This window comes from Leifsonia sp. AG29 (assembly GCF_009765225.1).
GTDB lineage: Bacteria > Actinomycetota > Actinomycetes > Actinomycetales > Microbacteriaceae > Leifsonia.
The window spans coordinates 1236012-1259277 of the sequence record NZ_VMSF01000001.1 but is presented as its reverse complement, the minus strand read 5'-3'; the positions used below and the strand labels follow the sequence as shown (position 1 = coordinate 1259277).

The 23266-nt window shown below is 69.2% G+C and carries 23 protein-coding genes; 2 read left to right on the top strand and 21 right to left on the bottom strand.

The window, feature by feature from the left end; all coding sequences use genetic code 11:
- Window positions 1-9: 9 nt before the first annotated feature.
- From FPT20_RS06105 to FPT20_RS06055, 11 genes are all read right to left on the bottom strand, one after another.
- Entirely contained in the window at window positions 10-789 is a 780-nt protein-coding gene (locus FPT20_RS06105; RefSeq protein WP_158863563.1) for a fumarylacetoacetate hydrolase family protein, read from the bottom strand.
- Window positions 786-1661: a ketopantoate reductase family protein gene (locus tag FPT20_RS06100; RefSeq protein WP_158863561.1), complete on the bottom strand. Its 876-nt coding sequence runs from the start codon at window positions 1659-1661 to the stop codon at window positions 786-788. Before FPT20_RS06100 ends, FPT20_RS06105 begins: the two co-directional genes overlap by 4 nt.
- Before the next feature lie 33 nt (window positions 1662-1694).
- Entirely contained in the window at window positions 1695-2030 is a 336-nt protein-coding gene (locus FPT20_RS06095; protein WP_158863559.1) for a hypothetical protein, read from the bottom strand.
- Window positions 2024-2392 (bottom strand): hypothetical protein, encoded by a 369-nt coding sequence (locus FPT20_RS06090; RefSeq protein ID WP_158863557.1) that lies wholly within the window; start codon window positions 2390-2392, stop codon window positions 2024-2026. The genes FPT20_RS06095 and FPT20_RS06090 overlap by 7 nt, the downstream gene beginning before the upstream one ends.
- A 17-nt stretch (window positions 2393-2409) precedes the next feature.
- Entirely contained in the window at window positions 2410-3639 is a 1230-nt protein-coding gene (locus FPT20_RS06085; protein ID WP_158863555.1) for a hypothetical protein, read from the bottom strand.
- A gap of 627 nt (window positions 3640-4266) precedes the next feature.
- Window positions 4267-4776, bottom strand: a complete 510-nt coding sequence (locus tag FPT20_RS06080; protein WP_158863553.1) for a hypothetical protein — start codon at window positions 4774-4776, stop codon at window positions 4267-4269.
- Complete coding sequence (locus FPT20_RS06075) at window positions 4773-5078, bottom strand: hypothetical protein (protein WP_158863551.1); 306 nt, start codon at window positions 5076-5078, stop codon at window positions 4773-4775. The genes FPT20_RS06080 and FPT20_RS06075 overlap by 4 nt, the downstream gene beginning before the upstream one ends.
- Window positions 5079-5245: 167 nt before the next feature.
- Entirely contained in the window at window positions 5246-5572 is a 327-nt protein-coding gene (locus FPT20_RS06070) for a hypothetical protein (RefSeq protein ID WP_158863549.1), read from the bottom strand.
- Between the two features lie 206 nt (window positions 5573-5778).
- Complete coding sequence (locus tag FPT20_RS06065) at window positions 5779-6909, bottom strand: branched-chain amino acid aminotransferase (protein WP_158863547.1); 1131 nt, start codon at window positions 6907-6909, stop codon at window positions 5779-5781.
- 41 nt (window positions 6910-6950) lie between these two features.
- Window positions 6951-8006, bottom strand: coding sequence for a 3-isopropylmalate dehydrogenase (locus FPT20_RS06060; protein ID WP_158863545.1), 1056 nt, complete (start codon window positions 8004-8006; stop codon window positions 6951-6953).
- Between the two features lie 64 nt (window positions 8007-8070).
- Entirely contained in the window at window positions 8071-9603 is a 1533-nt protein-coding gene (locus FPT20_RS06055) for an MFS transporter (protein WP_158863543.1), read from the bottom strand.
- 59 nt (window positions 9604-9662) lie between these two features.
- Here FPT20_RS06055 and FPT20_RS06050 point away from each other — a divergent pair, with 59 nt between their 5' ends.
- Window positions 9663-10232 (top strand): TetR/AcrR family transcriptional regulator, encoded by a 570-nt coding sequence (locus tag FPT20_RS06050; protein ID WP_158863541.1) that lies wholly within the window; start codon window positions 9663-9665, stop codon window positions 10230-10232.
- Between the two features lie 2 nt (window positions 10233-10234).
- Here the strand turns inward: FPT20_RS06050 and FPT20_RS06045 are convergent, their stop codons facing one another.
- The 9 genes from FPT20_RS06045 to otsA all read right to left on the bottom strand — a co-directional run bounded on the left by FPT20_RS06045 (window position 10235) and on the right by otsA (window position 21290).
- Window positions 10235-11458 carry an RNA polymerase sigma factor gene (locus FPT20_RS06045; RefSeq protein ID WP_158863539.1) on the bottom strand — a complete coding sequence of 408 codons (1224 nt, stop codon included), beginning with the start codon at window positions 11456-11458 and terminating at the stop codon, window positions 10235-10237.
- Window positions 11459-11821, bottom strand: coding sequence for a YciI family protein (locus FPT20_RS06040; RefSeq protein ID WP_158863537.1), 363 nt, complete (start codon window positions 11819-11821; stop codon window positions 11459-11461).
- A gap of 122 nt (window positions 11822-11943) precedes the next feature.
- Complete coding sequence (gene serA / locus FPT20_RS06035) at window positions 11944-13536, bottom strand: phosphoglycerate dehydrogenase (protein ID WP_158863535.1); 1593 nt, start codon at window positions 13534-13536, stop codon at window positions 11944-11946.
- A gap of 228 nt (window positions 13537-13764) precedes the next feature.
- Complete coding sequence (gene ilvC / locus FPT20_RS06030) at window positions 13765-14793, bottom strand: ketol-acid reductoisomerase (protein WP_158863533.1); 1029 nt, start codon at window positions 14791-14793, stop codon at window positions 13765-13767.
- 39 nt (window positions 14794-14832) lie between these two features.
- Window positions 14833-15342 (bottom strand): acetolactate synthase small subunit, encoded by a 510-nt coding sequence (gene ilvN, locus FPT20_RS06025; protein ID WP_158863531.1) that lies wholly within the window; start codon window positions 15340-15342, stop codon window positions 14833-14835.
- Window positions 15343-15346: 4 nt separating this feature from the next.
- Window positions 15347-17152: an acetolactate synthase large subunit gene (locus FPT20_RS06020; protein WP_199245691.1), complete on the bottom strand. Its 1806-nt coding sequence runs from the start codon at window positions 17150-17152 to the stop codon at window positions 15347-15349.
- Window positions 17153-17205: 53 nt separating this feature from the next.
- Window positions 17206-18900, bottom strand: a complete 1695-nt coding sequence (gene ilvD / locus FPT20_RS06015; protein WP_158863529.1) for a dihydroxy-acid dehydratase — start codon at window positions 18898-18900, stop codon at window positions 17206-17208.
- A gap of 87 nt (window positions 18901-18987) precedes the next feature.
- Window positions 18988-19809, bottom strand: coding sequence for a trehalose-phosphatase (gene otsB, locus FPT20_RS06010; protein ID WP_158863527.1), 822 nt, complete (start codon window positions 19807-19809; stop codon window positions 18988-18990).
- A gap of 35 nt (window positions 19810-19844) precedes the next feature.
- Window positions 19845-21290, bottom strand: a complete 1446-nt coding sequence (gene otsA / locus FPT20_RS06005; protein ID WP_325064782.1) for an alpha,alpha-trehalose-phosphate synthase (UDP-forming) — start codon at window positions 21288-21290, stop codon at window positions 19845-19847.
- A 239-nt stretch (window positions 21291-21529) separates the two neighbouring features.
- On the opposite strand from otsA, the gene FPT20_RS06000 reads away from it, so the two are divergent.
- Complete coding sequence (locus FPT20_RS06000) at window positions 21530-22330, top strand: sugar phosphate isomerase/epimerase family protein (protein WP_158863525.1); 801 nt, start codon at window positions 21530-21532, stop codon at window positions 22328-22330.
- Between the two features lie 6 nt (window positions 22331-22336).
- On the opposite strand, the gene FPT20_RS05995 is transcribed toward FPT20_RS06000, so the two are convergent.
- A complete protein-coding gene (locus tag FPT20_RS05995) occupies window positions 22337-23224 on the bottom strand; it encodes an SGNH/GDSL hydrolase family protein (protein WP_233265407.1) in 888 nt (295 codons plus the stop codon).
- Between the last annotated feature and the right edge of the window lie 42 nt (window positions 23225-23266).

The window sequence follows — 23266 nt, the reverse complement described above, 5'->3', positions numbered from 1 at the left end:
TCTCCGATCCTATCGGGCGGTCTCCTTCGGGGCGCGCACCGGGTTGACCAGCGACCCGACGCCCTCGACCTCGACCTCGACTGTGTCGCCCGGCTTCATCGGCCCGATGCCGGCCGGAGTGCCCGTGAGGATCACATCTCCGGGGAGGAGCGTGAAGACGCTCGACGCGTACGCGATGATCGACGGGATGTCGTGCACCATGTCGGTGAGCGGCGCTTCCTGTTTCAGCTCGCCGTTGAGGCGCGTCCGCAGCATCGCGCCGGGCGCCAGCTCGGTCTCGATGACCGGGCCGAGCGGGCAGAAGGTGTCGAAGCCCTTGGCGCGCGTCCACTGGCCGTCCTTCTCCTGCAGATCGCGCGCGGTGACGTCGTTGGCCACGGTGTAGCCGAACACGTGGTCGAGCGCATCGGCCGGGGTGACGTTCCGGGCGATCTTGCCGATGACCACGGCGAGCTCGCCCTCGTAGTCGACGCGTTCCGACTGCGGCGGCACGACGATCGCGTCGCCGAGGCCGATGACAGCCGTGTTGGGCTTCAGGAACAGCAACGGCTCGCCCGGCGCCTCCCCGCCCATCTCAGCGGCGTGGTCGCGGTAGTTCTTCCCGACGGCGACGACCTTCGACCGGGGGATGACCGGCGCCAGGAGCGCGCCGACCTGGGCGAGCGGGACGCGCTCCCCCGTGGTGTCGAACCCGGCGAACATGGGGTCCCCGGCCAGGACGACCAGCGCGTCCTCGTCGACGATCCCGTAGTCGATCTTCCCGTCGTGGCTGAACCGTGCGATCTTCACGCATCCGAGCCTAGCGCCGCGACGATTCGGGACAGGCCGGGCGTGGGGATGCCGTGCCGCTCGCCGATACGCAGCAGCGCGCCTCCCAGGGCGTCGAGCTCGCTGGGTGCGCCGGCCGCGAGGTCCTCCTGGAGGGAGGTGCGCATCCCGCCGGGGACACTGTGGAGCGCCCGCACGAGCTCGAGCTCGGAGGCGGGGACACCCTCGGCCGCCGAGCACGCGACGACCTCGGAGACGACGGCCTCGGTCAGCTCGGGGTCTTCGCTCAGCGCCGGGCCGGCCGGCTGGCGCCAGTAGGAGGTCAGCAGCGCCAGGGAGGCGAGCAGCCGGAACTTCGCCCACAAGACCTCCGCCTCGCTCCCGCCCACGCGGACGCTCGGCCCTGCGTCGACGAGCGCGAGCACCGACGCAAACGACGCCGCGGCGTCGGGTACCTCTATGCGCACGAACGGGCTGCGGTGGTCGATGACGGTCGGGGTGGCGCGGAGCGCGGACACCGCGATGGACGCGCCGGCCACCGGCACGCCCGGCAGCGCCTCCCGCAGCGGCCGCATGTGCTCGACCCCGTTGAGGAAGGACACGACCTCGATCGGCGACGACTCGGCGATCGCTGGGAGCACGTCGGCGAGCCCGTACGCCTTCGTCGCGACGATCACGCTCGCACCCTCGGGCACGCGCGTCTCGGCGGCGATCCGCTCGGTGGCCTCGCCGAAGGTGGCGCTGCGGACCGTGATGCCTTCGGCCCGGATGGCCTCCACCGTCGAGCGACGGCCGACGGCGACGACCTCGTGACCCTGCCGGTAGAGGAGCCAGGCGAGCAGCCCGCCGACCGCGCCGGGGCCGACGACCGCGAAGACCTTCTCGTCGCTCATGCGTCGATCGTAGCCGCGGCCGTTCGACACGGTTCACTCGGTTCTCCGGCTCGCTATGTACTCCTCACGTTCGTCGGAGTGCCGGATCTTCATGCGCCAGAACTCTTCGTCGAGGTCGATGAGCATCCGGTCCGTCTGTCGCGCATTGTTGTCCGTCATCTCGGAAACTCGGTCAAGCTCGTGGCGGAAGTCCGGGTCGTCCGCGATCCCCTCGCGTGCGCAGAACTCGTGGAAGGACTCCATCATTCGATGCATCCGCGATCGGTAATACCCGATGTATTCGTCTCCTAGATCGATCCGTTCTCGCTCACGGGCGCTCTCCCGATCTTGGGCGTCTTCCAGTTCGAACAGGCTCCGGTAGTTCACCATGTGACACTTTCCACCCCGCGGGAGTAGGTCTGCTCGGATAGAAGCTCGCGAATCTTCCCCTTCACCTTTTCGGCGACCGCGCCAGCGAGCACTGTGTTGCTTACGTCTGCACGGCCGAGAGTGGCCCCCACGACCTCAGCGGCGGGGACGATCGCAGCCGTTTCGCTGATCTTCACAATGGAGGTGTTGGCTCGCACGAGCGCGGGCATCATGCTGTGCAGGAGGCCGATGGCCGCGCCTCGTATCTGCTCATCGATCCACTCCTGGACGCCGAGAACCCCGGCCTCGACCTCTCGGTTCAGCTCTGCGGCGAAGTCTCGCACGAACTCATACGGATCGAGCTGGTGCGCTGATTGCGGCATGTGATTGCTGCTCCTTTCTAGGACCCTGCGAAGGTGAGTGCCCATTGCGCGTCCTGACGAATGGTGTGATCGACGGCGCGCGTGATCCCGTCTGCGAGCTGGTTCACGGCGACGAGATGGCGGTCGACGAGCCGGTCGACCTCGGCGACCGCGGTTTCATCGATGTTCTGATGCACGTGGAGCCGGTGGAAATCGATGCAATTCTCGATGTCTTGGTAGGTGACGTAGGGCAGCATCGCGGCCGAGTTCTTCGCCGCGCTCAGTCCTTCCTCCATGCGCGGGATCAGACGGCCATTCGCCAGCTTGATCTCTGTGAGGGCGGCGGCTGTTCCGCTGATACTCGCCGCCAGAGCCACCGCGGACACCGTGTTCACCGCGACCATCAGGCCGGACAGATTCTTGGACACGTTGTTCCTGATGGCTGGGTTCTGCACGGCAGCTGTGAGTGCGAGGAGGAGCGGATAGGCAGCCTGCGCCACGCCAGGAGCGTACGTGTTCAACGAATTACCGACGATATCGACGAGCGAGCGACCTGTCGCCCCGGAGTTCTGGACCGAACCGTCCGGATTGAACGTGAACGCCCCTTGCTTCCCAATGTTGTGGTAGTCCAACAGCGACCGGCTCGGCTGGTCCTTCACGTAGACCGCAGCCCCCGTTCCGTTGCCATAGAGGTTTCCGATCGGATCCCACTCGTTCACGTAGTTGCGGAGCGGCTTGCGTCCGGCCGCTTGCATGCTCTGGAGCCGTTCCTTCGCCTTCTGGGAAAGAGCGTCCCACGGGTCCGGCCCGTTGAACGTGGTCCCCTCCCAGCCGTTCTCTGCAGCCACCAGCAGTGCGAGGAACCCGCCAAGGGAGTGCCCCGTCGTGGAAATCGTCGCTCCAGGGTGGGCGCGGCTCACACGGTCCGCGAACCGCTTCGCGTCCTCCGTCTGGGTGCCCCACCCATGCTGTCCTCCAAATACCGTTTGGACATCCGCTACAGCGTCCGCCCGGTGGCCCGGGTTGGTTCCGGCGTACGCCACCGTGATCCGGGACGTGTCCGCCACGCCGTTCACGACCGGCGCCACCGCCATGGCCTGGAATCCGTTCACTGGGTCGTCCTCGGTGTCCAGCACCAAGTACAGCTGATTGCCACCTCCGTCGCCGGTCAGAATCTCATTACCCCGAGCGACCGGTGGCGTTCGTTGTAAGGGGTCCACCTCATACACGGCACGAGCGAAGTCATGGTACCGCTCGGGGGTGGTCACCTGATGACCTCCGAATTTCCGTCGCTGAAGACGATGGTCAACGGGTGAACAGCCGGCCCCGGAGAATCCGGCGGGACCCCATTGGTTTGGAAGATCCACGCACGACCCGGACCGATTATCACCTGGTGATCATTGCCATGCACTGTCACGACGGCATTGGCGCCCCAGGAAGCTCCAAGCCCCGCCCCTCCCCCCTCACTTGTGAACCGGATCTTCTCCACCGCTGGCCACCTGTCGCGGAACTCGAGTGCCGCCTCCCGCTGCAGCGTCAGATTCGATTGTTCCACCGTGTTTCCTCCCATCTGAGTGCCTGAAACTAAGGAACAGGCGGCCGTGACACTCAGAAGCACGATGCCCAGACTCAGGACCGCGATCGAACGGAACGCTCGCACACCCGCACCGCCCCGTCTCGCTCAAACGCGTCGCGGGTGATCCGCGAAAGACTTTCAGGGGCGACCGCTATCGCCGGGAACGCGGGATTGTTCTCCGCGTCCAACACGACGTGGGTTCGCCCATGGCTGCCGCTGCCCACACCCATCGTTGGGCCCACACCGTATGGAGGGTCCATTCGAAGGGGATCCACGAAATACGCCCTGTTTGCGAGATCCACGTGTTCTTCCGCGGTCGTCATCGGATCACCTCCGAAGTCCCGTCACTAAAGATGATCTTCAACGGCGTGGCGTTCGCGACTATGGCCTCCGGCGGAACGTCTCCCGTCGGGAATCCTGGCCCCAGGCCCGGTCCAATGATGACCTGATACTCCCGCCCGCCAATGGTTGCCACAGCGTTGGCGCCCCACGCAGAGCCGAATCCTGGCCGCAGGCCCTCGTTGGTGAAGCGGATCGATTCGACATCCGGTTGCCACTCCTCGCGAAACTCGAGCGCCGCCTCGCGTTGCAGAGCCAAATTGCCCTCATGCTTCATCTTTTCGCCCACGTCGTCGCCGCTCATCGAACATCCCGTAAAAGCCATCACCATGACTGCGCTAGCGGCCAGAACTCCGACGACCCGATATACACGGGCGCCGAGGCGCCCTCTCATGGACGAGTCGCTCCGGTGACGCACCTTGCTCCGAGGAAGCGCATCGACCGAATACGCCTGGTTGGCGATCTTCATGAACTCTTCGGCGGTTGTCATTCAATGACCTCGCTCGCCCCGTCGCTGTAGACCACCCTCAAAGGTGGCCGCGAAGGCGACCCGGGAGACTCCGGGGGCATGCCTCCATGAAAAGCCGGAGAGATGCCCAGCCCGATAATTGCCTGATATTCCACGCCACTGACGATGGCGACCGCATCGACGCGCCAGGACGCTCCAAACCCTGGCGCGCCACCCTCGTGCATGAACCGGATCATCTCGACGGCGGGCCACTCATCACGGAAGGCGAGCGCAGACTGTCGCTGCAACCCCACATTCGACTGATGCGCCTCCTGCCGGTTCATCCCATCTCCCCTTGTTGAACAACCCGTCGTACCGCCCAGAAGAACGGCGCTCAGTCCCAAAGCCGCGATCACTCGTGTTGGCCGCACGCCGATCCCTCTCGCGCCCCGGCGGAAGGTCCGCCACGCCGGTCGCAACCGGCACGGCCGCCACGTTGATTTGGCGGTAGTCACCTGACGACCTCCCACGTCCCGTCGCTGAAGGTGATCTTGAGAGAGGGGCTCGTGCGGAGCGCCTCCGATGGCATGTCTCCAGTGGGGAATCCTGGCGGGATGTCGGGTCCGATAATGACCTGATACTCCCTCTCGCCAACGGTCGCCACCGCGTTCACTCGCCAGGAGGCACCAAGTCCTGGCGTCACGCCCTCGCGCGTAAACCGAATCTCCTGCACATCTGGCTGCCATTCGTCACGAAATTGGAGTGCTGCCTCGCGCTGCTGCGCCAAGTTGGCTTCATGATTCATCACTTCGCCGACTTCGTCCTTCCCGCCGAGCATCCAGCGATCCCCCCAGCCAAAGTTGCGCTCACGACGAGGGCGCCGACCGCCCGGATATGTGACGCGCGGGCAATCTGACATTTCACATCTCGCATCTTATTAGTCAAAATCAGTGAGCGCCAGCGCCTGGACGCGCTGCACCAGAAAAAACAAAAGGAGGGATGCAGGCCTTGAGACCTGCACCCCTCCTTCAGCGCTCGGGAAGCCTACGCGTCGAGCCGGTACATCCAGTTGTGGCGGTCGCGCTCGCGCCCGTACTGGATGTCGGTCAGCTCCTGGCGGAGGGCCATCGTCAGCTCGCCGGGAGGCGCGGTGATGTCGCCGACGGTGAAAGTGTCGGACTTGAGTTCGCCGATCGGGGTGATGACGGCAGCCGTGCCGCAGGCGAACACCTCGACCACGTCGCCAGACTCCACGCCGTCGCGCCACTCGTCCAGGGTGACCCGGCGGCGCTCCACGGTGTGACCGCGGTCGCGTGCGAGCTGCAGCACCGAGTCGAGCGTGATGCCCTCGAGGATGCTGGGCGAGTCGGGGGTGACGAGCGTGCCGTCCTTCTTGACGAGCACGACGTTCATGCCGCCGAGCTCCTCGAGGTATTTGCCCTCGACCGAATCGAGGAAGAGCACCTGCGCACAGCCGTGCTCGTACGCCTCCGACTGCGGCAGCAGGCTCGACGCGTAGTTGCCGCCGGTCTTGGCGGCGCCCGTGCCTCCCTGGCCCGCGCGGGACCACTTGTCCGAGAGCCAGATCGAGACCGGCGCCACGCCGCTCGGGAAGTACGCTCCCGCCGGGCTCGCGATCAGATAGTACGCGACCTTGTTCGCGGGCCGGACGCCGAGGAACGCCTCCTTGGCGAACATGAAGGGCCGGAGGTACAGGCTCGTCTCGGCCGCGGAGGGCACCCAATCGCCGTCGACCGCGACGAGCTGCTTGAGCGAGTCGAGGAAGAGCTCGACCGGGAGCTCGGGCAGGGCGAGCCGGTAGGCGGAGCGCTGCATGCGGGCCGCGTTCGCCTCCGGGCGGAAGCTCCGGATGGAGCCGTCCTCGTGGCGGTAGGCCTTCAGGCCCTCGAAGATCTCCTGCGCGTAGTGCAGCACGGCGGCCGACGGCTCGAGCTGGATCGGGCCGTAGGGAGAGACGCGCGGGCGGTGCCAGCCTCCCTTCGCGGACCAGCACAGGTCGACCATGTGGTCGGTGAAGTGGTTGCCGAAGCCGGGGTCGGCGAGGATCGCCTCGCGCTCCTCGGCGCTGCGCGCGTTCTCGTTGCGGGTCACGTTCCACAGGAGGCCGCTGGTCTCGGTGGGTCCGCCGGTGAGGGAGATGCTGGTGGAGGTCATGAGGGTCCTTTGCGCTGCACTCGCCGGAGCGAGGGTGTCATCTAATTCTGCGCCACCCGGGCGGCGATCGCGTCGCCGATCTCGGAGGTGGTCCGGGTGCCGCCGTCACGGGCGGCCAGGTCGGCCGTGACCGCGAGCTCGACGCGCTCGGCCTGCTCGGGTGCGCCGAGGTGGCGCAGGAGCAGGGCGACCGAGAGGATCGCCGCGGTGGGGTCGGCCTTCTGCTGTCCGGCGATGTCCGGGGCCGATCCGTGGACGGGCTCGAACATGCTCGGGAACTCGCCCGCGGGGTTGATGTTGCCCGAGGCTGCCAGTCCGATGCCGCCGCTGATCGCGGCCGCGAGGTCGGTGAGGATGTCGCCGAAGAGGTTGTCCGTGACGATCACGTCGAATCTAGCAGGATCGGTCACCAGGAAGATCGTCGCCGCGTCGACGTGGAGGTAGTCGACCGCCACGTCGGGGTGCTCCGCGGCCACGGCATCGACGATGCGCTTCCAGAGCCCGCCGGCGAACGTCAGCACGTTCGTCTTGTGCACCAGCGTGAGCCTGCGCCTCCGCTGCTCGGCCTGATCGAAGGCGTACCGAACCACGCGCTCGACGCCGTACGCCGTGTTGACGGACACCTCGTTGGCGATCTCGTGCGCGGTGCCCTGCCGGATGGCGCCTCCGTTGCCGACGTACGGCCCCTCGGTGCCCTCGCGGACCACGACGAAGTCGACGGTGCCCGGGTCGGCGAGCGGGCTGGCGATGCCGGGGAACAGCGTCGTCGGCCGGAGGTTGACGTAGTGGTCGAGCGAGAACCGCAGCTTCAGGAGGAGCCCGCGCTCGATGTTCGCCCCGGCCAGTCGCGGGTCTCCGGGCTTGCCGCCCACGGCGCCGAGCAGGATCGCATCGTGCGCCCGGATCGCGTCGAGGTCGGCGTCGGTGAGGACGTCGCCCGTCGCCAGATACCGGTCCGCGCCGAGCGAGAAGTGCGTCTTCTCGAACGAGATCCCGCTGGCCGGCGACACCGCGTCGAGGACCTTCGTCGCCTCCGCGATGACCTCCGGTCCGATGCCGTCACCCGGGATGACGGCGAGCTTGACGGATCGGGACATGGCACTCCTGCACGGGTCGATGGGCGGAATCGGTACCGCTACCCTATCGCCGCCGTGCCCGGCTTCAGGCCCGCACCCGGCGGAGGGCGACCAGGGCCAGGACGCCCGCCGAGAGCACGAGGAGAACGCCGATGCCGGCCGTGAGCGCCACCCCGCTGTCGAACGCGGACCGGGCGGACGCGAGGAGCTCCTCCGCGAGGCGGGGCGGCAGCGAGGCGGCCACGGTCGTGGCGCCCCCGAGCGTCTCGCGCGCCTCCCGCGACTGAGCCGCGGTGAACTCAGCCGGCACGACCAGGGCGACGCGGTAGGAGACAGTTATCAGCGTGCCGAGGATGGCGGTGCCGAGCACGGCGCCCAGTTCGTAGGCCGTCTCGGACACGGCCGAGGCGGCTCCGGACTTCGCGGCCGGCGCCGTGGCCAGGATCAGCTCGTTCGAGACCGTCTCGGCGGCCCCGATGCCCGTGCCGAGCAGCACGAACGCGATGAGGAGGGTCCCGGCGGCCGCCTCCCCGCCCGTGATGACGACGAGGAGGTACCCGGAGGCCGACAGCGCCAGCCCGCTCGCGATGACGAGTCCCGGCCGGACCCGCCGCGCGATCGGCACGACGACGAGGCCGGCGACGATCATCGCGGACAGGCCCGGAAGGAGGATGAGCCCGGACTGCAGCGGGCTCAGCCCGATGACCAGCTGGAGGTGCTGCGACACGAAGAACAGGAAGCCGACGAGCGACACGACACTCAGCAGGTTGATCAGCACCGCGCCGCTGAAGGCCGGCACGCGGAACAGCCGGATGTCGAGCATCGGAACCGGGCGGCGGAGCTGCCGGCGCACGAAGATCGCACCCGCGACGGCGCCGAGCAGGATCGCCCCGGCGGCGAAGGGCGAGAACCCGTCGACGGCGAGCACCTTGATGCCGTAGACGATCGGCGCCATCGTGAGCAGCGACAGCGCGATGCTGATGATGTCGAAAGGCCCCGGCGCCGGGTCCTTCGACTCGCGTACCAGGAGCGGAACGAGTACGACCAGCGGGACCAGGACCGGCACGGCCAGCAGGAAGACCGAGCCCCACGGGAAGTGCTCGATGAGCACACCGCCCACGATCGGACCCAGCGCCGAGCCGGCCGCGAAGCCCGAGGCCCAGACGGCGACGGCGAGCCGCCGCTGCTCCCGGTCGACGAACGTGCTGCGCAGGAGCGAGAGCGTCGCAGGCATCAGCATCGCGCCGAACACGCCGAGCACGAGGCGGGCGGCGATCAGCAGGTCGGCGGACGGCGCGAAGGCGGCGAAGACCGACACGGTCGCGAAGCCGGTGGCGCCGATGAGCAGGAGGCGGCGCCTCCCGATGCGATCGCCGAGACTCCCCATGGCCACGAGCAGCCCGGCGAGGACGAGCGGGTAGGCGTCGACGATCCACAGCATGCCGGTCGCACTCGGCCGCAGCGCCTCGGAGATCGCGGGCAGCGCGAAGCTGAGCACGGTGTTGTCGACGGAGACGAGCAGTGTCGGAAGCATGAGGACGCCGAGGGCGGTCCACTCGCGGGACCCGGCCCGGGCGCGCAGCGGCTCGGCGAGGCGGGTCGCAGTGAGATCGGACATGCGATTTACTGTACCGTCTGGACGGTACAGCCGTCTACCGATCCGACTACGATGTCCTCATGCCGCAGGCCGACTCCGCCTCCCCCGCGCAGCCCTCCGCTCGCGACCGCATCCTCGACGCGTTCGAAGAGCTGCTCGCCGAGCAGAGCGAGCGGGCCGCGACCCTCGACGCCGTCGCCGCGCGCGCCGGGGTGTCCAAGGGCGGCTTGCTCTACCACTTCGCATCGAAGGAGGCGCTCGTCGCCGGTGTGCTGGCCCGGTTCCGCGAGGTCCTCGACGACGACGTCGAGCGCATGCGCACGGCGCCCGCCGGGCCCGTCGACTACTTCCTCCGCACCTCCATCCCGACCGACTCCCGCTTCGAGCGGGCGGTCGTGGCCGTCGCCCGGCTGGCCCAGGCCTCCGACGCGCGGGCGCGCGACGCTCTCGCGGGAGCGCAGCGCGCTTGGCTGGAGGTGCTCGAGACCGCCGTGGGCGATCCGATGGTCGCCCGGACCGTCATGCTCATCGGCGACGGCATGTACTACAACACGGCTCTCCTGCCCGCGGCCAACACCGTCCTTCGCGACGAGACCGACATCGACGAGCTCATCGCCCTGGTGAGCCGCCTCGGTCGCCGCGGCGACTGACGTCAGCTCAATTCCGACAGTCGTCTCGCCAGGGTGCGCCGCGTGCGCCCCTCGGAGGCGGCCGCCAGGGCCCGCGCCAGATCCATCGACTCCTCGCGCCACCTCCCCGCGAGGCGCTGGAGCTCGGCACGCGCCTCGAAGGCCGACGCGGCGAGCACGCCCTCGAACAGCTCCGGATCGGCCGCGAGCTGAGCGAGGGCAACATCCGGCCCGGCGTCCGGACTGTGGCCGAGCGCCACGATGCGTGCCAGCCGCGCGGAACGGCTCGGCCAGACGCGCACCAGGCCGTCGTAGAGGCGGACGATCGCGGTCCAGTCGGTGGCCTCCCACGCTCCGGCGACCGCGTGCAGACCGGCGATCCCTGCCTGCAGCGCGTACCGGCCGTCGCCCGACAGCGCGATCGTCGCGAGCCGCTCCCCCTCGATCATCAGCGGGACGTCCCAGCGGAGCCGGTCCGCGTCGCGGAGGGTGACGAACTCGTCGTCGGCGTTAACCCGCGTCGCCTGACGCGCCTCCGTGAGAAGCAGGAGCCCGAGGAGGCCCGCGGTCTCGGTGCCGGGCGCGATCCGGTGCGCATCACGAGCGAGCGCGACCGCGTCGGCACGCAGAGCGTCGTCCGTCGTCGCGTGCCCGACCGTGTAGAGCAGGTAGATGGTCGTGAGAGCATCCGGCATGCGCTCGTCGAGGGCGCCCGGCCGGTCCGGCGAGAACCGGATGCGCGAGTCGTGGATGCGCTTCTTGGCTCGCGTGAGCCGTGCCGCCATGGTCGCCTCCGGCACGAGGAACGCCTCGGCGATCCGAGCCGTCGGGACGCCGCAGACGAAACGCAGGGCGAGGGCGATGCGTGCTTCCGGGCCGAGGTCGGGATGCGCGACGAGGAGGATCAGCTCGAGCCGCTCATCCCCCGTGAAGAACGACTCCGACCCGGCGGCGCCGGGCACCCCGAGCGGCGGGGCGAGCTCCGCACGAGCCGCGAGTGCCGGCACGGCGCGTGATGCGGTCTGCTCCCTGCGTGCGGAATCGATCGCCACTCGCCGGGCGACCGCGGTGATCCACGCGGCGGGATTCTCGGGAGCGCGGCCCCGCGCTGTCTCCGCGAGGGCGCGGGCGAACGCCTCCTGCATCGCGTCCTCGGCGAGCAGGAGGTCGCCCGTCGTGCGCGCGACCGCCCCGAGGATGCGCGCGGACTCCTCGCGGAACGCGCGCTCCAGGGCGGTCGCGGTCACTCAGCGCACCGCGTCGAGGACGAGGACCGGGTAGAGCTCGACCCACCCCCCGGTCGGCACCAGGGCGGCGAGGTCCCGGGCCTGCTCCGGGCTCGAGGCGGTGAAGCTGTAGAAGCCGGTGAGCACCTCCCGGGTCTCGCTGAACGGCCCGTCGGTGAAGACGGCCGCTCCGTCGCCGGGGGTGATCCGCGTGGCCTGGGCCTCCGGCTTGAGGGCGCTGCTCGCGACGATCCGCTCCCCCGCAGCGGCAACGGCGTCCTGGAACGCCTGGTGCGCGGCCATGCCGGCCTGCCACTGCTCCGGGGTCATCTCGTCGGGGTTCCAGTTCGGCTCGCGGATGAGCAGAACGTACTCGTCGGACATGGTGTCTCCTCACGTCATAGGGATATCGACACCCCTACGACGCAAGTCAAGCGCGGAAATCGACAGCGGGCGACAACTTCTTTCCGCTCCGACCTCTCAGAGCGCGTTGTCGTGGGCGCGACTCAGGACTCGGTGATGTCGATCTCCTGCATGAGGTCGGCGTCGATGGCGACGCGAACCTTCTCGAGCAGTCCCTCCGGCACGCGCGAGTCGACCGTGAGGACGCTCAGCGCCTTGCCGCCCGGGGTCGTGCGCGCCACCTGCATGCCCGCGATGTTGATCGCCGCCTCGCCGAACTCGCGGCCGTAGACCGCGACGATGCCGGGGCGGTCGTCGTAGATCATCACCACGAGGTGCTCGGCGACCGGCACCTCCACGTCGTAGCCGTTGATGCCCACGATCTTCTCGATCTGCTTCGGGCCGGTCAGGGTGCCCGAGACCGAGATCTGGCTTCCGTCGCTCAGCGCGCCGCGCAGCGTGATCAGGTTGCGGTACTCCTCGCTGACGGAGTCGGTGATGAGGCGCACCTCGATGCCGCGCTGGTCGGCGAGAAGCGGGGCGTTCACGTACGAGACCGTCTCGCTCACGATGTTCGTGAAGATGCCCTTGAGGGCGGCGAGCTTGAGCACGCTGACGTCGTAGTCGACGAGTTCGCCGCGGACCTCCACGTCGATGCTCGTCACCGGGCTGTGAGCGAGGCCGGAGAAGACCTGGCCGAGCTTCTCGACCAGCGGGATGCCGGGGCGGACGTACGGGTCGATGACCCCGCCCGCGACGTTGACCGCGTCGGGGACGAGCTCGCCCGACAGGGCGAGCCGGACCGAGCGGGCCACGGAGACGCCCGCCTTCTCCTGCGCCTCGTCGGTGGAGGCGCCGAGGTGCGGCGTGACGACGACGTTCTCGAGCGAGAGGAGGGGCGAGTCCTGGGGAGGCTCGGAGACGAACACGTCGAGCCCGGCGCCGGCGATGCTCTTGCTGCTCAGGGCGCGGTAGAGCGCGTCCTCGTCGATCAGACCGCCGCGCGCGACGTTGACGATGAAGGCGGTGGGCTTCATGAGCGCCAGCTGGTCGTCGGAGATCATGCCGGTCGTCTCGGGCGTCTTGGGCATGTGGATCGTGATGAAGTCCGACTGGGCGAGCAGTTCCTCCAGGGTCACGAGCTGCACCCCGAGCTGCTGGGCGCGAGCGCTCGTGACGTACGGGTCGTAGGCGACGACCGTGGTGCCGAAAGCCTGGAGGCGGGCTGTGATGAGGGCGCCGATGCGGCCGAGGCCGATGATGCCGATCGTCTTCTCGTACAGCTCGACGCCGGTGTACTTCGACCGCTTCCACTGGCCCTGCGCGAGCGCGTTATGCGCCGCGGGGATGTGACGGGCGAGGCTCAGGATGTGGCCGACGGTGAGCTCGGCCGCCGAGATGATGTTGGAGGTGGGGGCGTTCACCACCATGACGCCGGCGTTCGTCGCCGCCTTGATGTCGACATTGTCGAGACCGACGCCCGCACGGGCGACCACCTTGAGCTGACGGGCGACCGAGATGACCTCCGCGTCGACCTTCGTCGCCGAACGCACGAGGATCGCGTCCGCGTCGGAGACGGCGGACAGGAGGGCCGGGCGGTCGGTGCCGTCCACGTTCCGGATCTCGAAGTCGGGCCCGAGGGCGTCGACGGTGGCGGGCGAGAGTTCTTCGGCGATCAGGACGACCGGCTTTGTCACGTGGCAGTTCCTTCGGATGTGCGAGGGCTGGCTTGGGAGAGCTCGCACCGCTTCGACGGGGCACGGGGGGCCCTGAGCATAGCGGGGAGAACCCAACTCTAGCGGGGAGGGAGGGGGCGCTTCAGCCGCGTTACGCCGAACTACCGGCAGCCCGGCGGTTCCGCGCAGACGACGAAGGGTGCCGCGCCGGTCGGCGCGGCACCCTTCGTGCTCGCGGTCAGAGCGAGGTCAGCGAGCGACCTCGCCGTCGACGTAGTCGTCGTCGTTGGAGGCGTTCCACGCGAACAGCTTGCGCAGCTCGCGGCCGGTCGCCTCGATGGGGTGCTGCTCGCCCTTCTTGCGGAGCGCGAGGAACTCCGGCGCTCCGGCGTCCTGGTCGGCGATGAAGCGCTTGGCGAAGGTGCCGTCCTGGATGTCGGCGAGGACCGCCTTCATGTTCTCCTTGACGTGCGGGTCGATCACGCGCGGGCCGGAGACGTAGTCGCCGTACTCGGCGGTGTCGGAGACGCTCCAGCGCTGCTTGGCGATGCCGCCCTCCCACATGAGGTCGACGATCAGCTTGAGCTCGTGGAGCACCTCGAAGTAGGCGACCTGGGGCTGGTAGCCGGCCTCGGTCAGGGTCTCGAAGCCGTACTGGACGAGCTGGGAGACGCCGCCGCACAGCACGGCCTGCTCGCCGAACAGGTCGGTCTCGGTCTCCTCGGTGAAGGTGGTCTTGATGCCGCCGGCGCGGAGGCCGCCGATGCCCTTGCCGTACGACAGGACGAGCGGCCAGGCGTTGCCGGTGGCGTCCTTCTCGACGGCGACGATCACGGGGACGCCGCGGCCGGCCTCGTACTCGCGGCGGACGGTGTGGCCGGGGCCCTTGGGGGCGACCATGATCACGTCAACACCCTCGGGCGCCTGGATGTAGCCGAAGCGGATGTTGAAGCCGTGGCCGAAGACGAGCGCGTTGCCCTCCTCCAGGTTCGCCTCGATGTCCTCCGCGTACAGGGTGCGCTGCACCTGGTCGGGGGCGAGGATGACGACCACGTCGGCCCACTTCGCGGCCTCGGCGGCCGAGAGGACGCGGAAGCCCGCCTCCTCGGCCTTGGGCTTCGACTTCGAGCCCTCCTTGAGGCCGATGACGACCTCGACGCCCGAGTCGCGGAGGTTCTGCGCGTGCGCGTGGCCCTGCGAGCCGTAGCCGATGACGGCGACCTTCTTGCCCTGGATGATCGAGAGGTCGGCGTCGTTGTCGTAGTAGATCTCAGCCACTGGTGGATTCTCCTTCTGTGCGGTGGTGAAGCTTCGGGGTCAGTTCTTGAAGACGCGCTCGGTGATGGACTTGGAACCGCGGCCGATCGCGAGGAGGCCCGACTGCGCCATCTCCTTGATGCCGTAGGGCTCGAGCACCTTGAGCAGCGCCTGGGTCTTGCCGCTGTCTCCGGTGACCTCGATCACGAGGGCGTCGGTGGCGACGTCGACCACACGGGCGCGGAACAGGTTGACCGCCTCGAGCACCTGGGACCGGGTCGAGTTGTCGACGCGGACCTTGATGAGGAGGTGCTCGCGCTGGACCGACTGGGCGGGGTCGAGCTCGACGATCTTGATGACGTTGATCAGCTTGTTGAGCTGCTTCGTCACCTGCTCGAGGGGCAGGTCCTCGACGTCGACGACCACGGTGATGCGCGACAGGCCGTCGACCTCGCTGGTGCCCACCGCGAGGGAGTGGATGTTGAACCCGCGGCGCGCGAAGAGGCCGGCGACGCGGGTCAGCAGACCGGGCTTGTCCTCGACGAGGAGGCTCAGGACGTGCGTGCTCACGGGGTCATTCCTCTCCGAAGGCCGGGCTGTGGTCGCGGGCGTACTGGACGTAGCTGTTGCTGACGCCCTGCGGGACCATCGGCCACACCATCGCGTCGGCGCTCACCACGAAGTCGATGACCACCGGGCGGTCGTTCGTCTCGAGCGCGAGCTTGATCGCTGCGTCGACCTCCTCCTCTTTCGTGACCCGGATGCCGAGGGCGCCGTACGCCTCCGCCATCTTGACGAAGTCGGGGACCCGGACGGTGTCATGGCCGGTGTTGAGGTCGGTGTTCGAGTAGCGGCCGTCGTAGAACAGCGTCTGCCACTGCCGCACCATCCCGAGCGACGAGTTGTTGATGATCGCCACCTTGATCGGGATGTTGTTGATGGTGCAGGTGGCGAGCTCCTGGTTGGTCATCTGGAAGCAGCCGTCGCCGTCGATCGCCCACACCACGCGGTCGGGCTGCGCGACCTTCGCACCCATCGCCGCGGGGACGGAGTAGCCCATCGTGCCGGCGCCCCCGGAGTTCAGCCAGGAGTTGGGCCGGTCGTAGGTGATGAACTGGGCGGCCCACATCTGGTGCTGGCCGACGCCGGCGGTGTAGATCGCCTCCGGGCCGGTGAGCTGGCCGATCCGCTGGATGATGTGCTGGGGCGCGAGGAGGCCGTCGCTCGTCGGCGTGTATCCGAGCGGGAACTCCTCGCGGAGCCCGTTCAGGTAGGTCCACCACTCGACCAGGTCGGTCTCGCGGCCCCGGGTGGCGTCCTGGAACGCCGCGGTCAGATCGACGATGACGTCCTTGGCATCGCCGACGATGGGGACGTCGGCGACGCGGATCTTCGAGATCTCGGCGGGGTCGACGTCGACGTGAACGATCTTCGCGTTGGGTGCGAACAGGGAGGTGTTGCCGGTGACGCGGTCGTCGAACCGCGCGCCGAGGGCCACGATCAGGTCGGCCTCCTGGAGCGCGAGCACGGCCGGGACCGTGCCGTGCATTCCCGGCATGCCGAGGTGCTGCTGGTGGCTGTCCGGGAATGCGCCGCGCGCCATGAGGGTGGTGACGACCGGCGCGCCCGTGGCCTCGGCGAGCTCGATGAGCTCCTGGGAGGCGCGCGAGCGGATCACGCCGCCGCCGACGTACAGGACCGGCTTCTGCGCCTCCGCGAGGAGCTGCGCCGCGGCGAGGACCTGCTTGCCGTGCGCCTTGGTGATCGGGCGGTAGCCGGGCAGATCGATCTTGGGCGGCCACACGAACGGGACGGAGTTCTGCTGGGCGTCCTTCGTGATGTCGACGAGAACGGGACCGGGGCGCCCGGTGCCGGCGATGTGGTACGCAGCGGCGATGGTCGCCGGGATCTCCTCCGCCGTCTTCACGAGGAACGAGTGCTTCGTGATCGGCATCGTGATGCCGACGATGTCGGCCTCCTGGAAGGCGTCCGTGCCCATGAGGGTGGAGAACACCTGCCCCGTGATGAACACCACGGGGACCGAGTCCATGTGCGCGTCCATGATCGCGGTGACGAGGTTGGTCGCACCGGGACCGGAGGTCGCCATCGCGACGCCGACCCGGTTGGCGGCGACCGCGTAGCCCTCGGCGGCGTGACCGCCGCCCTGCTCGTGGCGCACCAGGATGTGACGGATCTTGGTGGAGTCCATGATCGCGTCGTAGATCGGGAGGATCGCCCCTCCCGGGAGCCCGAAGACGTCGGTGACGCCGAGGAGCTCGAGGGTGCGGACGACCGACTGCGAGCCGGTCAGCAGCTCGGGCGACGCCTTGCCCGGCGTCGCGGACGGCAACACAGTACCGGGGGTTGCATCCGTGGACATGCCTTATCAGTCCTTACAAGCGAAACGATGGATGAGCGAGCGGGAGGCGAGGATCACCCCGTGACCGCGCCCTCCGCGGCGGAGCGCACGAGCTTGGAGTACTTCGCGAGAACGCCACGGGTATAGCGCGGAGGAAGCGGCGCCCAGCCTTCACGGCGGGCGGTCAGCTCGGACTCGTCGACAAGTAGGTCGAGGGAGCGAGCCGCGATATCGACCCGTATCAGATCACCATCGCGCACGAAGGCGATGGGACCAGCGTCCACCGCTTCGGGTGCTATGTGGCCGATGCACAGGCCGGTTGTGCCGCCTGAGAATCGTCCGTCCGTCAATAGTAGTACATCCTTGCCGAGGCCTGCGCCCTTGATGGCGGCGGTGATCGCCAGCATCTCGCGCATGCCCGGGCCGCCCTTGGGGCCTTCGTAGCGGATGATGACGACGTCGCCGGCGTAGATCCGGCCCTCGGTGAGGGCGTCCATCGCCTCGCGCTCGCGCTCGAAGACGCGGGCGGGACCCTCGAAGACATCGGCGTCGAATCCGGCGGTCTTCACCACCGCGCCCTCGGGGGCGAGCGATCCCTTGAGGATCGTGAGACCGCCGGTCGGGTGGATGGGGTTGTCGAGGCTGCGCATGACCTGCCCGTCCGGCGCGGGCGGGTTGATCTCGGCCAGGTTCTCGGCGACCGTCTTGCCGGTGACGGTCAGGCAGTCGCCGTGCAGCAGCCCGGCGTCGAGCAGCGCCTTCATGACGACCGGCACGCCGCCGTGGCGGTCCACGTCGTTCATGACGTACTTGCCGAACGGCTTGAGGTCGCCGATGTGCGGGACCTTCGAGCCGATGCGGTTGAAGTCGTCGATCGTGAGGTCGACGTCGGCCTCGTGCGCGATCGCGAGCAGGTGGAGCACCACATTCGTCGAGCCGCCGAAGGCCATGGCGACCGCGATCGCGTTCTCGAAGGCCTTCTTGGTGAGGATGTCGCGGGCGGTGATGCCCTTGCGCAGCAGCTCGACGACGGCCTCGCCCGAGCGGTGCGCGAAGTAGTCGCGACGGCGGTCGGCCGACGGCGGGGCGGCCGAGCCCGGGAGGGACATGCCGAGCGCCTCGGCCACGGAAGCCATCGTGTTGGCGGTGTACATGCCGCCGCACGCGCCCTCGCCCGGGGCGATCGCGCACTCGATGCGCTTCAGGTCCTCTTCGCTCATCTTGCCGGCCTTGCACGCACCGACCGCCTCGAAGGAGTCGATGATCGTGACGTCCTTCTCGGTGCCGTCGGACAGCTTGACCCAGCCCGGAGCGATGGAGCCCGCGTAGAGGAACACGGCGGAGAGGTCGAGACGCGCCGCCGCCATGAGCATGCCGGGGAGCGACTTGTCGCAGCCCGCGAGCAGGACCATGCCGTCGAGGCGCTCGGCCATCATGACGGTCTCGACCGAGTCGGCGATGACCTCGCGAGAGACGAGGCTGAAGTGCATGCCCTCGTGGCCCATCGATATGCCGTCGGAGACGGAGATGGTGCCGAACTGGAGCGGATAGCCGCCCCCGCCGTGCACGCCCTCCTTCGCGCCCTGGGCGAGCCGGTCGAGCGACAGGTTGCACGGCGTGATCTCGTTCCACGAGGACGCGATGCCGACCTGCGGCTTCTCCCAGTCCTCGTCCCCCATGCCGACCGCGCGCAGCATGCCGCGGCTGGTGGTGGCTTCGATTCCGTCCGTGACGACGCGCGAGCGCGGTTTCCAATCGATCTCAGGCATGGAACAACTCTAGGACTTCCCGGATGCCGCTCCGACCATGCGTCGGACCGGTGGACGGTCGGCCGTACGAGGCGTCTGTGGAGGGGGTCAGCGTGCGCGGGAGGCGTGCTCTTCGCGCGCCTGCGCGAGCAGAGTGAGCAGCTTGGCCACCGCCTCCTCGTCGGCGACGCGGTACCGGGCGTCGGTGTCGCCCTCCCCCACCTTGATGCCGACGTCGCCGCGGCGGAGCACCCCGAAGCCGTCCTCGTCAGTCACGTCGTCCCCCGCGAAGAGCACCGCGGTCGCCCGGGTGTACTCGCGCAGGCGCTCGATCCCGTGCCCCTTGTGGGCCTCGCGCACCGAGAACTCGATGATGTCCTTGCCGTCGCGGATGGTGAGCCGGTCGCTCACCGCTGCGGCCGCCTCCCGGGCGCGCTCGACGACCGCGGGCCCCTCCTCGGGAGGGAGCAGCCGGTAGTGCACGCCGAACCCGACCGGCTTCGTCTCGAGCCGCGTGTCCGGGATGCTGTCGACGAGCGCCTGGAGCGCCTCCCCCAGGCGCCCGAGCGTCTCCTGCTCGTCCGGGCTCAGGTCGAGCGAGACACCGTCCCGGCCGAAGCGGATCTCCGCGCCGTGCGAGCCGATCAGGAGGGCGTCCTCATCGGCTTCGGTGACGATCTCGAGGCTGGACAGCGGCCGCCCCGAGACGTAGGCCACCCAGGTCTCCGGGAGGCGCTCGAGCCGGTCGAGCGCGGCCTTCGCGGCGGGCAGGGCGCGAGCGCCCTTGGGGACGTCGACGAACGGGGCCAGGGTGCCGTCGAAGTCGAGGGCGAGCAGGAGGCGGTCGGCTTCCGCCAGCTCGCGGAGAGCACCGGCGAGGGCGAGGGTGGCGGCGGAGGCGTGCGGGCGCGGGGAGGCTGTGTCGGTCATGGTCTTCCGTCTGGTGTCTCGGCGCCGGTCCCGGCTCAGCGCCGGTTGACCGGCGGGTTCTGGAGGGGGTGGTCGCCGTGCGCGCTGCGGACCAGCGCGTCGAGGAAGGACGCCGACCAGCGGGCGACGTCGTTCGTCAGCACCTTCTTGCGCAGCGCGCGCATGCGGCGCGTCCGGTCACGCTTCGGCATGGTGACCGCCTGCATGATCGCGTCCTTCAGACCCTCGATGTCGTGGGGGTTGATGAGGAGCGCCTGGCGGAGCTCGTCTGACGCCCCCGCGAACTCGCTCAGCACGAGGATGCCGTCCTCGTCGACGCGCGTGGCCACGTACTCCTTGGCGACGAGGTTCATGCCGTCGCGCAGAGCGGTCACGAGCATAACGTCGGCGGCGAGGTACAGCGCGACCATCTCCTCCCTCGGGTAGCCGTGGTGGAGGTAGGCCACCGCGCTGTGGCCGAGCGTCGAGTAGTCGCCGTTGATGCGGCCGACGGTGAGCTCGATCTCGTCGCGCAGCTGGCGGTACGTCTCGACGCGCTCCCGGCTGGGGCTCGCGACCTGGACGAGGGTGACGTCCTCGACGTCGATCCGGCCCTCGGCGAGGAGTTCGCCGAACGCCTTCAGCCGGTGACCGATGCCTTTCGTGTAGTCCAGCCGGTCGACGCCGAGCATGATCTTCTCCGGGTTCCCGAGCTCGGCGCGGATCTCCTGCGCCCGGGCTTGGATCTCCGGTCTGCGCGCCAGCTCCTGGTACTGGTCGGCGTCGATCGAGATGGGGAATGCGCGGGCCAGCACCGTGCGGACGAGCCCGCCGCGGCGGTCGGTGGTGACGTGGCGGTGCGAACCGGCCTCGGGGTCGTCGGCGTCGATCGGCACCTCGATGATCGGCCCGCGGGTCTCGTACCCCTTGAGACGGCGGACGGCGCGCGAGAAGTTGCCGGCGTCGGCCACGCGCTGGAACCCGATGACGTCGGCGCCGAGGAGCCCGTCGATGATCTGACGCCGCCACGGCAGCTGCGAGTAGATGCCGTAGGGCGGGAACGGGATGTGGTTGAAGAAGCCGATGACGAGGTCGGGCCGCACCTCGCGGAGCATGGCCGGGACCAGCTGCAGCTGGTAGTCGTGCACCCACACGACCGCCCCGCGGGCGGCCACCGAGGCGGCCGCATCGGCGAAGCGGCGGTTGACCCGCACGTAGCTCTCCCACCATTCGCGGTGGTAGCTCGGCTGGGCGATCACGTCGTGGTAGAGCGGCCAGAGCGTGTCGTTCGAGAAGCCCTCGTAGTACTCCTGGAGCTCCTGCTCGCTGAGCGGCACGGGGTGGATGCTGATGCCGCCCGCCTCGAACGGGTCGATCTCCTCGCCGGCGACCCCGGCCCAGCCGATCCACACCCCGTCCTGCGATCGCATCACGGGCTCCAGGGCGGCGACGAGGCCGCCCGGGGAGGGACGCCAGCTCGCCTGCCCCGCGTCGTCGACCACACGGTCGACGGGGAGGCGGTTGGAGACGATGACGAGGTCGAACGCGTCGGGCGACGCCTCTCGATCAGGGTTGGGCGTAATGGTCGGTCAACTCCCTCGATGGGTGGGGCTCACGATTGCTGCCAGCGTACCAGCGTCGTTTTCGGGTGGCCGGGGCCCGGCAGCGGCGCTCCTCCCGCCTCCGAAGCTGTTCTCCGGACGGTCATGACGGGTTCAGCCCGCGTGACTAGAGTGACGACGTGATGCGCATCGGGATGGGCACCTCCAGCGTGTACCCCCTCGGCGTCCGGGAGGCGTTCCGCCTCGCCGCCGCCGTCGGCTTCGACGGCGTGGAGGTCATGGTGACGCGCGACGAGACGACCCAGTCGGCCCGCGAGCTCCGCGCCCTGAGCGAGGAGCACCGGCTCCCTGTGCTCAGCGTGCACGCCCCGGTGCTGCTGCTGACGCACTTCGTGTGGGGGCGCGACCCTCGGGGCAAGCTGGAGCGGTCGGCGGAACTCGCGGCCGAGGTCGGAGCGGAGACCGTGGTCGTGCACCCGCCGTTCCGCTGGCAGTCCGGGTATGCCGAGGAGTTCCTCGGCATCGTGCGGTCGACCGCCGTCATGACCGGCGTCGAGATCGCGGTCGAGAACATGTTCCCGTGGAAGGTCGGCGGCCGCGGCATGGCGGCCTACTCCCCGGGCTGGAACCCGCTCGGCATGGACTGCGACGCGGTCACCCTGGACTTCTCGCACGCCGCGCTCAGCGGCATCGACGGGCTCGACCTCGCTCGCGAGCTCGGTCCGCGGCTGCGTCACGTGCACCTCTGCGACGGCTCGGGCGCCCTCGACGACGGTCGCGTGTTCGACGAGCATCTCGTGCCGGGCAGAGGGACCCAGCCCGTGGCCGAGGTCCTGCAGCTGCTGGCGGCGACCGGGTGGTCGGGTTCGGTCGTCGCCGAGGTGAACACACGGAGGGCCAAGGACGAGGAGGAGCGCCGAGCGCTCCTGGAGGAGACGATCGGCTTCGCGCGCGAGCACGCCGCCGAGCCCGTCGCCTGACGGCACTCAGGAGGCCGTGCCGAGCAGCTTCAGCAACCGCTTCGTGTACTCCGCGTAGCCGCGCGCCGTGGGATGGAACGCGTACGGACCGCTGTGGTGCAGCCACGGGACCGGGTCGTTGATCGCGTGGCCCGCGAAATCGGGCTCGACGTAGGTCATCGCCACCCCGGCGGCACGCTGCTTGTCGACGGCCTGCCGGATGACCTCGTTCAGTCCGATCGTCGCCGCGTTCATCGCCGCCGAGGTCTGGAAGTCGGGGGCCGACGGGTCGGCGGCGTCCCACATCAGCGCGTACCCGGTGACGACGATTCTCGCGTTCGGGGCCGCCTTCGCGACCGCCGCGTACACGTCGTCGAGCCGATCGGGCAGGACGTTGAGGAGGGACAGGGCGCCGGTGACCTCGTTGCGGCACGCCTCCGCCCGCCGCGCGGCGCAGTCCGTCGCGATGGCCGCGACGCCGAGGTCGTTGCCCCCGACGCTGAGCGTCACGAGGTCGGTGCGGTCGTCGAGGGCGAGGAGCTGGTGGGCGAGGAGGTCGGTGGTCGTCGCGCCGGCGCAGGCGGCGTTCACGACGAGGTCGACACCCGACCGCCGCGCGAACTGCGCCGGGTAGCCGTTGGCGCTCAGCCGGCAGGCGCCCTGCTCCTCGCCGCCGCCCATGCCGGCTGCGTAGGAGTCGCCGATCGCGATGTAGCGGGTCGTCGCCGTGAGCGGCTCGGACGGGAACGGGTCGCGCGTCGGAGCCGGAGTCGGCGTCGTCGCCGGTGCGGTCGCCGCCGTCTCCGGTTGCGCGGCCCCGCCCCCCGTGCAGCCCGCGAGAAGAGCCCCCAGGGCGAGCAGGCAGACGGCACCGGCGAGTCGGGCTTCGGGGCGTCCGGTTCTGGTGGCTCGCATCCGCTCGATGCTAGTCGCTGCGGCTCGGGACCGGATCGGAGC

What these genes read in the sequence shown, in the direction of transcription:
- FPT20_RS06090 (WP_158863557.1), bottom strand. Translation starts at nt 2,392, where the DNA reads ATGCCGCAATCAGCGCACCAGCTCGATCCGTATGAGTTCGTGCGAGAC.
- FPT20_RS06065 (WP_158863547.1), bottom strand. Translation starts at nt 6,909, where the DNA reads ATGACCTCCACCAGCATCTCCCTCACCGGCGGACCCACCGAGACCAGC.
- FPT20_RS06020 (WP_199245691.1), bottom strand. Translation starts at nt 17,152, where the DNA reads ATGTCCACGGATGCAACCCCCGGTACTGTGTTGCCGTCCGCGACGCCG.
- FPT20_RS06070 (WP_158863549.1), bottom strand. Translation starts at nt 5,572, where the DNA reads ATGCTCGGCGGGAAGGACGAAGTCGGCGAAGTGATGAATCATGAAGCC.
- FPT20_RS06040 (WP_158863537.1), bottom strand. Translation starts at nt 11,821, where the DNA reads ATGTCCGACGAGTACGTTCTGCTCATCCGCGAGCCGAACTGGAACCCC.
- FPT20_RS06095 (WP_158863559.1), bottom strand. Translation starts at nt 2,030, where the DNA reads ATGGTGAACTACCGGAGCCTGTTCGAACTGGAAGACGCCCAAGATCGG.
- ilvD (WP_158863529.1), bottom strand. Translation starts at nt 18,900, where the DNA reads ATGCCTGAGATCGATTGGAAACCGCGCTCGCGCGTCGTCACGGACGGA.
- FPT20_RS06075 (WP_158863551.1), bottom strand. Translation starts at nt 5,078, where the DNA reads ATGAACCGGCAGGAGGCGCATCAGTCGAATGTGGGGTTGCAGCGACAG.
- FPT20_RS06100 (WP_158863561.1), bottom strand. Translation starts at nt 1,661, where the DNA reads ATGAGCGACGAGAAGGTCTTCGCGGTCGTCGGCCCCGGCGCGGTCGGC.
- FPT20_RS05995 (WP_233265407.1), bottom strand. Translation starts at nt 23,224, where the DNA reads ATGCGAGCCACCAGAACCGGACGCCCCGAAGCCCGACTCGCCGGTGCC.
- FPT20_RS06060 (WP_158863545.1), bottom strand. Translation starts at nt 8,006, where the DNA reads ATGTCCCGATCCGTCAAGCTCGCCGTCATCCCGGGTGACGGCATCGGA.
- FPT20_RS06050 (WP_158863541.1), top strand. Translation starts at nt 9,663, where the DNA reads ATGCCGCAGGCCGACTCCGCCTCCCCCGCGCAGCCCTCCGCTCGCGAC.
- FPT20_RS06055 (WP_158863543.1), bottom strand. Translation starts at nt 9,603, where the DNA reads ATGTCCGATCTCACTGCGACCCGCCTCGCCGAGCCGCTGCGCGCCCGG.
- FPT20_RS06080 (WP_158863553.1), bottom strand. Translation starts at nt 4,776, where the DNA reads ATGACAACCGCCGAAGAGTTCATGAAGATCGCCAACCAGGCGTATTCG.
- otsB (WP_158863527.1), bottom strand. Translation starts at nt 19,809, where the DNA reads ATGACCGACACAGCCTCCCCGCGCCCGCACGCCTCCGCCGCCACCCTC.